Origin of the sequence: Bacillus sp. UNC322MFChir4.1 (assembly GCF_000746135.1) — a bacterium.
GTDB lineage: Bacteria > Bacillota > Bacilli > Bacillales > Bacillaceae_G > Bacillus_A.
Genome location: NZ_JQKQ01000025.1, coordinates 55,353 through 68,726, shown reverse-complemented (window position 1 = coordinate 68,726; position 13,374 = coordinate 55,353). Strand labels below are relative to the sequence as shown.

The window sequence follows — 13,374 nt, the reverse complement described above, 5'->3', positions numbered from 1 at the left end:
GGTGGGAGTCTATGTTCCTTTTTTCTGTATATTTTTCCCTTTAAAAAATATATTGCTTTTTAGAAAGATAACGCTTACAATCAATTTATGGATGAAACCAATTGATATCATTCTCATATTTCGCAATAATTATTCAGTATAGAATTCCGCTTAATGCAAACGCTTACTAATGTAGGTGGTAATTTAATTTTGAGGGAATTATTTTTTTAATCTAAATTGTCAGACGTCTATCGTTAGACGACTGGTACATCATGGTAGACTAGACTACAAAATGGAGGATTCAAGTATGAAATTTGTCATGTTTCTTGTCGGATTAATTGCTGTATTTATAATGGCATTTCTTGTAAGTAGTGATCGGAAAAAGATTAAATATAAGCCAATTGTTATTCTACTAGTTATTCAATTAGGATTATCATATTTCTTACTAAATACACAGATTGGGTACTATTTAATTAAAGGAATTTCTGACGGATTTACTGCAATTTTAAAATTTGCGGACGCTGGAATTAGCTTTGTATTTGGTGGGATGGTAAATAAAGGAGAATTCACATTTTTCCTTTCTGTATTACTTCCAATTATTTTCTTAGCGGTGTTAATTGGAATTCTGCAACATCTTAGAATTTTACCGATTATTATTAAAGCAATTGGATTTTTATTAAGTAAAGTAAATGGTTTAGGAAGATTAGAATCTTATAATGCAGTAGCAGCGGCAATTGTTGGCCAAGGTGAAGTTTTTATTACAGTAAAAGATCAACTAAGTAAGCTACCAAAAAATCGTTTATATACACTCTGTGCATCTTCTATGTCAACGGTTTCCATGTCAATCGTTGGTTCTTACATGAAAATGCTTGACCCTAAATATGTTGTAACAGCACTTGTTTTAAACTTATTTAGTGGATTTGTTATTATTCACATTTTAAATCCTTACGATGTAAGTGAAGAGGATGATATTTTAGAGTTACAAGAGGACAAGCATCAAACGTTCTTCGAAATGCTAGGCGAGTACATTATGTTAGGATTTTCAATTGCAGTTACAGTAGCAGCAATGTTAATCGGATTCATTGCATTGATGGCAGCAATTAACGGTCTATTTGATTCTGTGTTCGGTATTACATTCCAAACAATCTTAGGATATGTATTCTCACCATTAGCGTTCATCATGGGTATTCCAGCATCTGAGATGGTAACAGCTGGACAAATTATGGCAACAAAATTAGTAACAAACGAATTCGTTGCGATGCTTGATTTAGGAAAAGCAGCGAGTGGCTTATCAGCTCGTACAGTTGGTATCTTATCTGTATTCCTTGTATCATTTGCGAACTTCTCATCTATCGGAATTATCGCAGGTGCAACGAAGAGTATCGATGGAAAACAAGCAAATGTTGTATCTTCTTTCGGATTAAAACTTGTATACGGTGCAACATTAGTAAGTATTCTATCAGCGATTATCGTTGGGGTTATGCTATAAAAATAAGAAAAGCAATGAGCAGCGGGCTCATTGCTTTTTTTGTTGTGTACTCAGCTTAGCTGGGCACTGCTCATAAGAACCAAGTCGCCTGGTAGCTGACAGGCACTTGGGGGAGAAATTCTAAGATTGAAGCCCTGTGACAAAGTAACTTCTTACTAGAAGTGCGAGTGGATTTGCAGAGCGTAACATAAAGTGAAACTTGCCGCCTCGTCAAGAGCACTCTAGCTCGAGCCTGGAGTTAACAGGTGAAGAACACAGAAGATGTGAAGAACTCGGAAATGAAAGATTGAAGAATCCCTCGAGGTAAGGAGGGGGATGCCTCACATACAGTTTTCTACTGTCCGCCTAGGCACAGCGAACTGTTTTTTACCGTTTAAAAAGAAAGGATTACACTACACAAAATTGTAACAAAATAGACAGTATATTTAGAAATTTTAAAAGGTGCATGTTACTTTCTTGTCGAATAAGTTATGTAGAGAATTTTGATTAAATAAAAACCCGAATCATAGGTAAACATGATTCGGGTTATCATTCAGATTAATAAGCTAAGCTGAATAGACCTTTAATGTGTGATAAGTAACGAACGTTACTTGCTTCTTTCATTAGAGATGCTGGTAAGCCTTTAAGTGGAGTTGAGCTTGCTCCGATGATAGCAACTGCATCTTTACGGCCTAAACTTGCAAGTGTTCCAGAGTTTACTGGTGCAAACTCTTCGAATGCTTTTTCTTCTAGATGTGCATATAGATTGTAGCCAATTAGTTCGCCCATTTGCCAAGCGATTTGTGCTGTTGGCGGATATGGACGGCCTTCTGGACCGAAGACAACTGCACTGTCACCTGCAACGAATACGTCTTTATGAGAAGTAGATTGAAGGTATTCGTTAACCGTTGCACGGCCGCGGTTTACTTCAAGACCTGATTCACCTACTAGAGGGTTACCTTGAACGCCACCTGTCCAAACGAACGTATTTGCAACGATTTTTTGACCATCTTTTAAATCAATTGTATTGCCTTCAACGTTTGTTACAGGAAGGCCTGTTAAGAATTGAACGCCGCGTGCTTCTAAGCTAGTAGTTGCACGTTCAATTAAATCATCCGGTAATACTGGAAGGATTTTTGGACCTGCTTCAACAAGCAATAGTTTAACTTCTTTCGGATTTACGCCGTGGCTTTTTGCAAACTTTGGCATAATATCAGCAAGTTCACCAACTAGCTCAACGCCAGTTAATCCGCCACCGCCGATTACGATCGTTGCGTCAGCTTCATTTTTTGTTTTTGCGTATTCTTGAATGCGTTCTTCAACATGTTTGAAGATTTTGTTTGCATCGTTTGCAGATTTTAATACCATGCTGTTTTCTTCTAATCCTGGGATGCCAAAGTAAGCTGTTTTACTTCCTAAAGCAACTACAAGAGCATCGTAAGATAAAGTATTGCCGTCAGCTAATTTTACTTCTTTTTTGTCTACTGAGAATGACTCAACTGTTGCGATTTTAAGATCGATATCTTTGCCTTTGAAAAGTTTTTCTAATGGCATAGCAATTGCCTGTTCAGAAACATTTCCTGCTGCAAGGCGGTGTAGTTCTGTAATAATTTGATGTGTTGGATATTGGTTGATAACGGTAACTTGTGCTTCTGATTTGCTGTAATGTTTACGTACATTTAAAGCTGCAAGAAGTCCGCCATAACCAGCACCTAAGATGACAATTTGTTTTGACATAGTATGATATCCCCCGTCTTTACTAATTGTTGTATAAGAAAGAATTATTTATGATTGCGTTCTGCAGTAATTTGAAGATAAGCGTTTACAAAGCGAAACATTTTTTGTGCTTGCGGATCTTTTAGCATTTTTAAAAGGCCGAAAAGACCGATAACTTCGTTGCTTTCTTCAGCGCGATCTTTCGCTTCAATAGCAGTTGCAGCAATGCTTTTCACTGTATCTTTTACAGGTTCTGCAAGTTCTTGGATCGCTCCAACAGTATCATTTTTTAATACTTCATCAGTAGCGACTGCTTGAGCGAAATCATATGATTTTGTTAAAATGTTAACTAGCTCAGTTAATTTTGGAAGTTGTTCTACTAATGTAGTTAAAGACTCTTGAACTTCAGGCTTTAATAGCTGATCAAGTACGTCAAGCTGTCCTTTGTTAGCAGAAATTTGTAATGATTCTTGTTCAGGCTTTGTTTGAGTGATTGTTTCTGGCATCTCCAATTCTCCTTTACGATAGCAATACTTCTTAAATTTTTGGGAATGAAAGAAGATTCCCCATTACAGGCAAGGTTCCTTCGTCCGTACAACTCGAGGAAATTTATAAAACTTTATACAAAGATTTAGGGCAAGATGCTCTTAAAGTTACTATTACCGGTGAATATGTCTTTTCAACCCGTTGCAACATTCGAATAAACTATAAGTAATCGCCGAATCTGAAATAGTAAATTTTAAAAGGCTAATTGCGTCCTCTAGCTTATGGACTTGTCCAGTAGAAAACTTTGTTTACCAACTGAATATATTATATACTACAATACCCCTATGTTAACATAAAAATGATTATTAAGCATTCGATTTTAATGACTATAATCTACGAACTTACTGGGGGTTATACATGTTGTTTTATTCCAACTTTACAATGTAAGAAGCATAAATTGACGAAAGCTGTCGATTTATGTTTTTTTGTTTTATTAATTGTAGTTATAGTAAGTCTAAAAGAAGCCAATTCGAACAGAGTTAATGAAAACAAAAGAGGGTAAAATCATTGAGGTTATGTTAAAAAAGAAAAGCAATGAGCAGCGGGCTCATTGCTTTTTTATTTACTCTGCAGGCGGAGTAAATGTACGTTTTTCTAATTCGGCATCTAACATAAATAATGCGTTTGAATCACTTGTAATACGTTTTAATTTTTGAATGATGCTATCGAAAGATGCTTCTTCTTCTACTTGCTCATCAACGAACCATTTTAAGAAAGTGATAGTAGCATGTTCGCGCTCATCCCATGCAATATCAGATAAGTTATAAATACGTTTTGTAACTTCGCGTTCATGCTCAAGAGCGATTTCAAAAGCAGATAAAATCGATTCGTATTCGTTATTTGGATGATCAAATCCAGTGATGATTGCACGCTCACCGCGATCGTTAATGTAATTGTACAGCTTCATAGCGTGGAAACGCTCTTCCTCTGCTTGGACAAGAAAGAAGTTCGCAAAACCATCATAGCTCTCTGATGTACAGTATGCTGCCATTGCCATATACACATGGGCTGAGTAAAATTCAAAATTCATTTGATCATTTAGTGCTTCACGTAATTTTGGAGATAACATAAAAAGACCCCTTTCATATGATTACAATATAATCATATCATAGTTGAAAATAATTCTCATTTATTATTCGAATCGTTTAGAAAGTTTTTTCACATGTGTTTCCATAATATCTTGCAAATCTAGGTCATATTTTTGCGCTAAAATAATGAGGTTTCCTAATACATCTCCAAGTTCTTCTTTTAATTCTATTGTTAGTTCCTCTGCGCTCTTCGTCGTTTCATCTGGACGATCGCGTCCGATTTCGATCGCGCGTACAACGCGAGAAACTTCGCCAACTTCTTCTGCTAAAAAATTAACGCGAATAAAAGAATTATATTGGGCCCAGCCGCGTTCACGATAAAATTGTTCCACCCAACTTTGAAATTCATTCGTGTTCATCCTTCCCTCTCCCTTTCAATATGTAGTATGATTACATTGTAGCATAACAATATATAGTTTTGGGGTGGCGGAATGAAACGAATTTGTGTGTTTGCAGGATCAAATATTGGGGAACGTCCAGAGTTTCAAAATGAGGCTCGTCAACTTGGGAAAATACTAGTTCAAAATAATATAGAGCTTGTATACGGCGGTTCTTGCGTTGGATTAATGGGAGAAGTAGCAAATCAAATATTAGAGTTAGGCGGCCGTGTAACAGGTGTCATGCCGCGTGGATTATTTCGAGGAGAAATTGTTCATCACGGTTTAACTGAACTAATTGAAGTGGAAACAATGCATGAAAGAAAAGCGAAAATGAGTGAACTTGCTGATGCATTTATTGCATTGCCAGGCGGATATGGAACATTTGAAGAACTGTTCGAAGTTGTATGCTGGTCACAAATTGGGATTCATGAAAAGCCTGTTGGATTGCTCAACATTGCAGAATTCTACACACCGCTATTACAAATGGTAGACCGTGCGGCAGAAGAAGGATTTATGAATCCATCAAATAAAGAATTGCTTGTCTCTGCACAAACGGCTAATGAATTGTTCGTGCAAATGAAGAATTACAAACGACCAGTTATGGGGAACAAGTGGAAGCAATTAACATGATAAAAACCGGGTGGGGGGTCCCACTCGGTTTTTTTGGTACGCGTTTCGCGTCAGATATCGTCGAAGGATCTTTATATCGTGTCGAAGCGCCGATATATTGTGAAAAGCGCTGATAAATAGTGCATTTGCGCCGATATATCGGCGCCGTCTCCGCTTTTCTTATGATCCAGCTCCAGCGGCTAGAACAGTCGGTCGTTTCGCGCCTTCCGCTGAGGCAAAAAGCGCCTCTACGTCAGGAGCTCCAACGCCCTCTTGTTTTGAGCGAGCCGCTTCCGCTTTTCTTATTGATTCAAGAATGCACGTAGCATCCATGCGTGTTTTTCAAGTTCTGTGTAGATGCCAAGTAGTAGGTCGGATGTCATTTCGTCGTCTGCGCCTTGGGCGATTTCCATGCCTTTTTTTAGTTCGCCTAGCATCATTTCGTAGTCTTTCATAATTGCTTCGACCATTCCTTCTGCATTTTCTCCGTAAGCTGCTTCTTGGATAGAGGATAATGTTAAATATTCTTTCATTGTTGCTACTGGTTTGCCGCCAATTGCTAAAATACGCTCTGCAATTTCATCGATGTGCGTAGCTGCTTCTGTATAAAATTGTTCGAATTTCTCGTGAAGTGTAAAGAATTGAGGTCCTGTAACGTACCAGTGGTAATTGTGTAATTTTGTAAATAAAACGCTCCAGTTTGCTACTTGTTTGTTTAATGATTCAACTACTTGTGTATTCATGTGATCAAGCCCCTTTAAATTGTTATTTTATACTGTTTGTTAATTTATAATAATTATAATCTAGTAATAGGTATAAAATCAACCCCCTCTGCATATATAATTTTTAAACATTTTGTGACGTACCGATATGTTTAACAAAAAGGCTCATGTGGCATACAAGTAATAGAGAGTAAAAAGAAAGGAGAATGAAAATGCAACTCCCATTGGAAAGGATATATCAACAGGCTGGGAACTGGTATGTACTTGATGACGATTTTCCGTGGGATATACATCGAGTAAAGAATGATGTTTTCTCATTAATTGAACGACGTGAAGTACCTGTTATTTTCTGTGATACGTGCGAAATGAATGATGTGTTAATACGATTAGGAGAAGAAGAAGAAGAATGTTTATTTCCTTTAAGCGGATTTTATCATAAGGAAAAGCAGCTCATTTTTGTTTGTATGTGGGAGAGATATGAGGGTGTATTGGAAACATTGTTACATGAGTTTCGGCATGATATGCAGCATGAACAGAAGTTATTGTACATTGGGGATGAAATGTATGAAAAGCGGTGGATTGAAAAAGATGCACGGGTGTTTGCAAAGAGAAAGCTGAGAGAATATAGGAGAAGGTATGCGAACTAAAACATAGTATGTGCTATGTTTTAGTTTTTAACTTACAAAAAGAAAGTGGTTGACATTTTATAAGTTTAGTTCTAAACTGTAGTTACAAAGCTAAGCAAGACGAAGCAACTGTTGGAATGATTAAGTATCGTTTGAAAAAATTTTAAATAAATATCTTGAATTCGAGATAATATGGGGTGAAAAATATGTTTAAAAAATTTGATCATAAACAAATGGGAAGAGCAAATCACGGTTGGTTAAATACACATTTTCATTTTTCATTTGCAGATTATTATAATCCTAATAATATGAGATTCGGTGCACTTCGCGTTATTAACGATGATTTAGTAGCAGCACAAACTGGATTTGAGATGCACCCGCACCGTGATATGGAGATTATTTCTTATGTAGTGGACGGAGCATTGACACACCAAGATAGTATGGGAAATCGCGGGACAATTGAGCGTGGGCATGTACAATATATGAGTGCCGGAACAGGTGTCTTCCATAGTGAGCACAACTTAGGTAATGAAACATTACGTTTGCTGCAAATTTGGATTTTGCCAGATCGTGCTGGTCATACACCAAATTACGGTGAATTTAAATTTGATTGGAATAAACGTGAGAATACATGGTTCCACATGGTTTCACCAATTGATGGCGGTGCAAAGGTTGAAATTCATCAAGATGCAAACTTGTACTCTCTTGTTTTAGAAAAAGGAAAAGAGATTACATTCTCAGTTATTGAAGGGCGTCAAGCTTATTTGGTTCAAATTGAGGGAAGCGGCGTTGTGAACGGTGAAACGTTAGTAATGAGAGATGCAGCAGAAGTAATTGAAGAAGATATTCACATTCAAGCAGCGGAAACAGCTCATTATTTAGTAATTGAGATGAAGAAACAATAATTGTAGTAAGCGAGTAGCGTCTAAATGAGGCGCTACCATTTTTTTTAGAATATTCTGTCTGAATTTTCTAAAAAATAAAAAGGAGGGTATCACTACATTACCTAGAATTGTATAAAAGTGTCAAAAAAATAGGGATGGGGAGTGTTGTTTTTGAAGAAGAAGGTTTTATCTTCAACGTTAGCTTTGTCTATGGCTTTAGGAGCATTTGCGACATTAGGTACGTCACGTACATATGCAGATGAGCAAAAAGTTCAATACAACCAAGAATTCCAAACGCCATCTTATATTGGGGAAGAGTGGAAAGCACCGGAAGGATTAGATAAAAAAGAAACGGTGTTTGAGTATTTAAAGAGTAAAAAAGACATGTTTAAATTAGTAGGAAATATTGAGAAACATTTTGAAGTCGTTGGTGAAGAAAAAGATGCACAGGCAGAAACGACACATGTGAAGCTTATTGAAAAACATAATGGTGTTCCTGTTTATGGATCTGATCAAACAGTATCACTGGATAAAGATAATAATGTAAAATCATTTTTCGGACAAGTTATTCCGAATTTAGAAGATAAAAATATTCCATCGAATGCGAGCATTTCAGGAGATGAGGCTGTAAATATCGCAAAGGCTGGCATTGAGAAAGAAATTGGAAAAGTAGATAACTATGATGGTATTAAAAAAGATTTGTATGTATATGAAAAAGATGGACAATATTATCTGTCTTATCTTGTAAAAGCATCCACTTCAAAGCCGGCACCAGGCTATTGGCATTATTTCGTTGATGCAACAAACGGAAATGTCATTGAGAAGTACAATGCGATTGATCATATTACTGGGTTTGGTTACGGTGTAGCGGGAAATCGAACAAGTTTTGAAATGGCACAGGACTCAAAAACTGGAGCTTTTTATTTATTCGATGGAACACGCGGAAAAGGTGTTCATACATTTGATGCACAAAATATGGATGAAAATTGGTTCAACCTATTCTCACAATGGCTTGGATATACCGGTGAGGAAATAGAAAGTAAAAATAAATTCTTCGATGATAAAGCAGCTGTTGATGCGCATGCTAATGCTGAGAAAGTATACGATTTTTATAAGAAAACATTCAATCGTAATTCCTTTGATAATAAAGGAGCGAAGTTAATTTCTACTGTTCACGTAGGGGAGAAATGGGATAATGCAGCGTGGAACGGTGTCCAAATGATGTACGGAGACGGTGATGGAGAAGAATTCGTTGCATTCTCAGCAGGACTTGATGTTATTGCGCATGAGCTTACTCACGCAGTAACAGAGTACACTGCAGATCTAGTGTACAAAAATGAGTCTGGCGCATTAAATGAATCGCTATCTGATATTATGGGTGCAATGGTTGACCGCGATGATTGGGAGCTAGGGGAAGATATTTATACACCAGAGATGCGCGGAACTGTACTGCGTTCTTTAAAAGACCCAGCTTCTATTCCAAATCCATTAAAACCAAGTGAAGGCTACCCAGATCATTATAGTAAGCGTTACACAGGAAATATAGATAATGGTGGTGTTCATATTAACAGCAGCATTAACAATAAAGCGGCATACTTAGTTTCTGAAGGTGGCAAGCATTACGGTGTTACTGTAAATGGTGTAGGCCGTGAAGCAACAGAAAAAATTTATTACCGCGCTCTTTCAAAATATTTAACTGCAAACTCAAACTTTAGCATGATGCGCCAAGCTGCAATTCAAGCGGCTACAGATTTATATGGCCAAAATTCTAAAGAAGTACAAGCTGTGAAGAAAGCATATGATGCAGTAGGAGTAAAATAAGATAAGAAACGAAAAGACCTGATTCATTTCAGGTCTTTTTCTCGTCTAATCTCGAACGCCTAATGCGATTTTAGCAAACCTGGACATGCGCTCTTTTGTCCATGGTGGATTCCAAACAACATTTACTTCAATTTCGTTTAATTCAGGAACATTTGTTGCTAATACCATTTTGACATCAGATACAATTTGCCCAGCCATTGGACAACCGATAGAAGTCATTGTCATTGTAATGACGGCATTATGTTGTTCGTCAGTTGTAACGTCATATACTAAACCAAGATTTATAATATCGACGCCAAGCTCAGGATCAATAACAGCTTCTAAATTGGCATATACTTTATCTTCCAAAGTTTGAGACATGTTAACACCTCTATTATTAATTGATATTTATTCTCATTATAGCGGATTTATATGAAAGATGCAGTGATCTAGCTCACAGTATTTTTCATATAGGAAAAAGCATTCCATGTAACAGGGAATGCCTTTGCTGCGTCATCAAAAAACAGATTGTTCTACATATTTTTGGCGATAAGTGTATAAAGTCCAGGGATGTGATCTTCAATTCCATTCGGAGCATGAGGGGGGAAGACCCATTTTTGCTTTGCACCACATTCTTCTGTGAGCTCTTCAATATGAAGACCTGCCTGTGCAATGTTTGTTACAATTTCGCCTAATGTCCATCTGCGGATCAGATTTTTTGGTAAAGCGTCACGTTCTTCTTCTGACAAGAGTATACTGTAGGCTACATCTACCTCGACTACATCTTTTTGGAAATAATCCCCGCTTGCAATTACTTTGTTATCTTCTACTTGTAGCAGTTTTGTATACATGGGGTGATAGTCGCGTAAAATAAATATTCCACCTTGTTTTAATAATTGAGAAATGATTGTACATAAAGGCTGTAAATCTATGAAATAGTGGAGCACACCAAGCTCGAGTAATACTACGTCAAATGAGCCGATTGTATCTTGTATATGGAGCACGTCAGACACAATGTATTCAATATGTGTTTCAGCGGCTGCGGCAAGTTCTCTTGCATATTTTGCGTTGCTCTCTGAAATATCAACGACCGTTACCTCTGCGCCTAGTAATGACAGAGCAACCGCCTTACTTCCTTTTGATCCCATTAGATTTATAATTCGTTTTCCACGGACTGCACCGATGTAAGGTAAATAATGAGTGACCTCGCCAGCGGGATTTTCTCGTATTTTCTTACTGTAAGACTGCGGCGTTCCGTGGCGATTTGTCCAAGCCTCATAAGCAGCTTTACTCCATCCAGTTTTATTTGCTATGCTTAATTGCTCCTGATTCAAAATAATCTCCCCTTTCCGTGAAGGTATATAGTTTCCTTATGAAAATTAAAAAATCCTTCTAATTACACAATAAAAGTTTGATTTTTCTGTATAATGAATATACAATGTGAATTACATATGAAAAGCGTTGAAGAGGAAAAGTAGAATGAATCCATTCTTTCCAGAGAGCTTCGGGAGCTGAAAAGAAGCAAGAATGATCATTTGAACAATGGCCTCTGAGCTTCGTCCTGAACTTATCACTTGATAATAGTAGGCGGCGACGAGCGTTGGCTCTCGTTATCAAAGTCACAGTATACGAGCGATGATTGCTCCGTACTCGCAGAGGTCAATTGTGTGAGCAATTGACGAAATAAGGTGGTACCACGACTGTATATACAGCCTCGTCCTTATCTTTTTAGAAGATAAGGGCGGGGCTTTTTTATTTTTAAAGGAGGAATGTAGGATGAATATTTTTATTGGAGGCGCTTGGCCATACGCAAACGGATCGTTGCATCTTGGTCATATTGCTAGTTTACTGCCAGGGGATATTTTAGCGCGTTATTATCGGTTAAAAGGGGACAATGTGCTATATGTATCAGGAAGTGATTGTAACGGTACACCGATTACGATTCGTGCTAAGCAGGAAAAGGTAAGCGTTAAAACAATTGCGGATCGCTATCATGAAGAATTTGAACGATGTTTTCAGGAGCTAGGTTTTTCGTATGATTATTATGCTCGTACGGACTCTGCTTCCCATCATCAAGTCGTTCAGAATATTTTCTTAGAGCTTTTAGAAAAGGGACTTATTTATAAAAAGACAGTAGAGCAAACATACTGCGAGACTTGTGTACAGTTTTTGCCAGATCGTTATGTGGAAGGAACTTGTCCACATTGCGGTGTAGGTGCGCGTGGTGATCAGTGCGATGCGTGTTCTGCTATTTTAGATCCGATAGATTTGCTCGGGAAAACATGTAAACTGTGCGGCAAGGCGCCGACAATTAAGGAAACAGAGCATTTTTATTTTGCATTAACTTCATTACAAAAGCAGTTAGAAGAGTATGTAGAAGCGGTGAAACAAAATGGAACGTGGCGTGAGAATGCAGTGCAATTAACGCTTCGCTACTTACAAGAAGGTTTACAAGACCGCGCTGTTTCAAGAGATTTACCAATTGGCGTGAGCGTTCCCGTTTCTGGATATGAGGATAAGAAGGTGTATGTGTGGATTGAGGCTGTGTCTGGTTATTATTCAGCAAGTAAGCAATGGGCGCAAGAAACAAACGGTGATGATTCACCATTTTGGCGAGAGGATACACGGACGTATTATGTGCATGGTAAAGATAATATTCCGTTCCATACAATTATTTGGTCAGCTATTTTGCAGGGGGTACAAGCAGAAGCATTGCCTCAATATATTGTTTCGAATGAATATTTAACAATTGAAAAAAGAAAGTTATCAACAAGTAAAAACTGGGCTGTTTGGGTTCCAGACATATTGAAGGAATATCATCCGGATTCAATTCGTTATTTTTTAACTGTAAACGCACCTGAAAATCGAGATACGGATTTTTCGTGGCGGGAGTTCATTTATAGCCATAATAGTGAATTGTTAGGAGCGTACGGAAATTTTGTAAACAGGACGCTGAAGTTTCTTGAAAAATATTATGAGAATGCTGTGCCGACTGGTCAAATAAATAAGGAATTGGATGAAAAGCTAAAGGGAATATACGTTGAAGTAGGAGAGTCTATTGAAAAAGCGCATTTTAAACAAGCGCTGGAGACAATTTTTGAACATATTCGCTATGCGAATAAATATTTCGATGAAAGGAAGCCGTGGACACAAATAAAAGAAGATAAGACAGCGTGTGATGACACGATGAGAAACTGTATTCACCTCATCGTGAATTTTGCACAAGTGTTGGCACCGTTTCTTCCATTTTCGTCTGTACAAGTAGAGCAAATGTTAGGAGTTTCAAAGAGAGGTTGGTCTTATACGACTGAATGCCCAGTTCGTATTTCAAATGTGTCACCGTTATTTGAACGTGTTGATGTGAAGAAGATTAAGGAAGAAGTGGAAAAACTGAATGAGTCTATGAGCGGTATATGAGAAGTGGGGGAAACAGCCAGTCTCCTTACAAAAATGTAAGCTTATTGTAAGTAATTAAGATAGTACTTCTCGTGTAATTTTTATACAATTAAAATACGAGATAAGAACGTTTAGAAGATTGCATATCAGCAAGAAAAGG

Annotated in this window: 13 protein-coding genes and 1 other annotated feature; of the genes, 6 read left to right on the top strand and 7 right to left on the bottom strand. The window is 37.5% G+C overall.

The genetic code is table 11. The features are described 5' to 3' along the window. The first annotated feature begins 286 nt into the window (after positions 1–286). The gene (locus BR72_RS11620) at positions 287–1,468 is read left to right on the top strand and encodes a NupC/NupG family nucleoside CNT transporter (protein WP_035433190.1); all 1,182 of its coding nucleotides are present in this window, start codon (positions 287–289) and stop codon (positions 1,466–1,468) included. Positions 1,469–2,005: 537 nt separating this feature from the next. Here BR72_RS11620 and BR72_RS11615 read toward each other — a convergent pair. The 4 genes from BR72_RS11615 to BR72_RS11600 form a co-directional block, all read right to left on the bottom strand. Beyond that, positions 2,006–3,184: an NAD(P)/FAD-dependent oxidoreductase gene (locus tag BR72_RS11615; protein WP_035433189.1), complete on the bottom strand. Its 1,179-nt coding sequence runs from the start codon at positions 3,182–3,184 to the stop codon at positions 2,006–2,008. A 44-nt stretch (positions 3,185–3,228) separates the two neighbouring features. After that, positions 3,229–3,669 carry a DUF1641 domain-containing protein gene (locus BR72_RS11610; RefSeq protein WP_035433187.1) on the bottom strand — a complete coding sequence of 147 codons (441 nt, stop codon included), beginning with the start codon at positions 3,667–3,669 and terminating at the stop codon, positions 3,229–3,231. A gap of 602 nt (positions 3,670–4,271) precedes the next feature. Then, a complete protein-coding gene (locus BR72_RS11605) occupies positions 4,272–4,778 on the bottom strand; it encodes a ferritin (RefSeq protein WP_020062878.1) in 507 nt (168 codons plus the stop codon). Positions 4,779–4,841: 63 nt separating this feature from the next. Continuing rightward, a complete protein-coding gene (locus tag BR72_RS11600) occupies positions 4,842–5,156 on the bottom strand; it encodes a MazG nucleotide pyrophosphohydrolase domain-containing protein (protein WP_035433185.1) in 315 nt (104 codons plus the stop codon). Between the two features lie 72 nt (positions 5,157–5,228). Here BR72_RS11600 and BR72_RS11595 point away from each other — a divergent pair, with 72 nt between their 5' ends. Next, positions 5,229–5,807, top strand: a complete 579-nt coding sequence (locus BR72_RS11595) for an LOG family protein (protein WP_035433183.1) — start codon at positions 5,229–5,231, stop codon at positions 5,805–5,807. Positions 5,808–6,088: 281 nt separating this feature from the next. Here BR72_RS11595 and BR72_RS11585 read toward each other — a convergent pair whose 3' ends face one another. Beyond that, positions 6,089–6,529, bottom strand: coding sequence for a Dps family protein (locus tag BR72_RS11585; RefSeq protein ID WP_035433180.1), 441 nt, complete (start codon positions 6,527–6,529; stop codon positions 6,089–6,091). A 191-nt stretch (positions 6,530–6,720) separates the two neighbouring features. Here BR72_RS11585 and BR72_RS11580 point away from each other — a divergent pair, with 191 nt between their 5' ends. From BR72_RS11580 to BR72_RS11570, 3 genes are all read left to right on the top strand, one after another. Then, positions 6,721–7,155: a DUF3920 family protein gene (locus BR72_RS11580; RefSeq protein ID WP_035433178.1), complete on the top strand. Its 435-nt coding sequence runs from the start codon at positions 6,721–6,723 to the stop codon at positions 7,153–7,155. A 185-nt stretch (positions 7,156–7,340) separates the two neighbouring features. Next, the gene (locus BR72_RS11575) at positions 7,341–8,039 is read left to right on the top strand and encodes a pirin family protein (protein WP_035433176.1); all 699 of its coding nucleotides are present in this window, start codon (positions 7,341–7,343) and stop codon (positions 8,037–8,039) included. Between the two features lie 150 nt (positions 8,040–8,189). After that, positions 8,190–9,839: a M4 family metallopeptidase gene (locus BR72_RS11570; protein WP_035433173.1), complete on the top strand. Its 1,650-nt coding sequence runs from the start codon at positions 8,190–8,192 to the stop codon at positions 9,837–9,839. A 45-nt stretch (positions 9,840–9,884) separates the two neighbouring features. On the opposite strand, the gene BR72_RS11565 is transcribed toward BR72_RS11570, so the two are convergent. Then, positions 9,885–10,199, bottom strand: coding sequence for a metal-sulfur cluster assembly factor (locus BR72_RS11565; protein ID WP_035433172.1), 315 nt, complete (start codon positions 10,197–10,199; stop codon positions 9,885–9,887). A 152-nt stretch (positions 10,200–10,351) separates the two neighbouring features. Then, positions 10,352–11,152, bottom strand: a complete 801-nt coding sequence (locus BR72_RS11560) for a class I SAM-dependent methyltransferase (RefSeq protein ID WP_035433170.1) — start codon at positions 11,150–11,152, stop codon at positions 10,352–10,354. A gap of 118 nt (positions 11,153–11,270) precedes the next feature. Further along, positions 11,271–11,543: a binding site (T-box leader), on the top strand. Between the two features lie 51 nt (positions 11,544–11,594). On the opposite strand from BR72_RS11560, the gene metG reads away from it, so the two are divergent. Then, positions 11,595–13,235 (top strand): methionine--tRNA ligase, encoded by a 1,641-nt coding sequence (gene metG, locus BR72_RS11555; RefSeq protein WP_035433168.1) that lies wholly within the window; start codon positions 11,595–11,597, stop codon positions 13,233–13,235. Positions 13,236–13,374: the final 139 nt, after the last annotated feature.

Bases quoted from the DNA above. Each gene is read 5' to 3' on its own strand.
- BR72_RS11620 (WP_035433190.1), top strand. From the start codon at position 287: ATGAAATTTGTCATGTTTCTTGTCGGATTAATTGCTGTATTTATAATG.
- BR72_RS11615 (WP_035433189.1), bottom strand. From the start codon at position 3,184: ATGTCAAAACAAATTGTCATCTTAGGTGCTGGTTATGGCGGACTTCTT.
- BR72_RS11610 (WP_035433187.1), bottom strand. From the start codon at position 3,669: ATGCCAGAAACAATCACTCAAACAAAGCCTGAACAAGAATCATTACAA.
- BR72_RS11605 (WP_020062878.1), bottom strand. From the start codon at position 4,778: ATGTTATCTCCAAAATTACGTGAAGCACTAAATGATCAAATGAATTTT.
- BR72_RS11600 (WP_035433185.1), bottom strand. From the start codon at position 5,156: ATGAACACGAATGAATTTCAAAGTTGGGTGGAACAATTTTATCGTGAA.
- BR72_RS11595 (WP_035433183.1), top strand. From the start codon at position 5,229: ATGAAACGAATTTGTGTGTTTGCAGGATCAAATATTGGGGAACGTCCA.
- BR72_RS11585 (WP_035433180.1), bottom strand. From the start codon at position 6,529: ATGAATACACAAGTAGTTGAATCATTAAACAAACAAGTAGCAAACTGG.
- BR72_RS11580 (WP_035433178.1), top strand. From the start codon at position 6,721: ATGCAACTCCCATTGGAAAGGATATATCAACAGGCTGGGAACTGGTAT.
- BR72_RS11575 (WP_035433176.1), top strand. From the start codon at position 7,341: ATGTTTAAAAAATTTGATCATAAACAAATGGGAAGAGCAAATCACGGT.
- BR72_RS11565 (WP_035433172.1), bottom strand. From the start codon at position 10,199: ATGTCTCAAACTTTGGAAGATAAAGTATATGCCAATTTAGAAGCTGTT.
- metG (WP_035433168.1), top strand. From the start codon at position 11,595: ATGAATATTTTTATTGGAGGCGCTTGGCCATACGCAAACGGATCGTTG.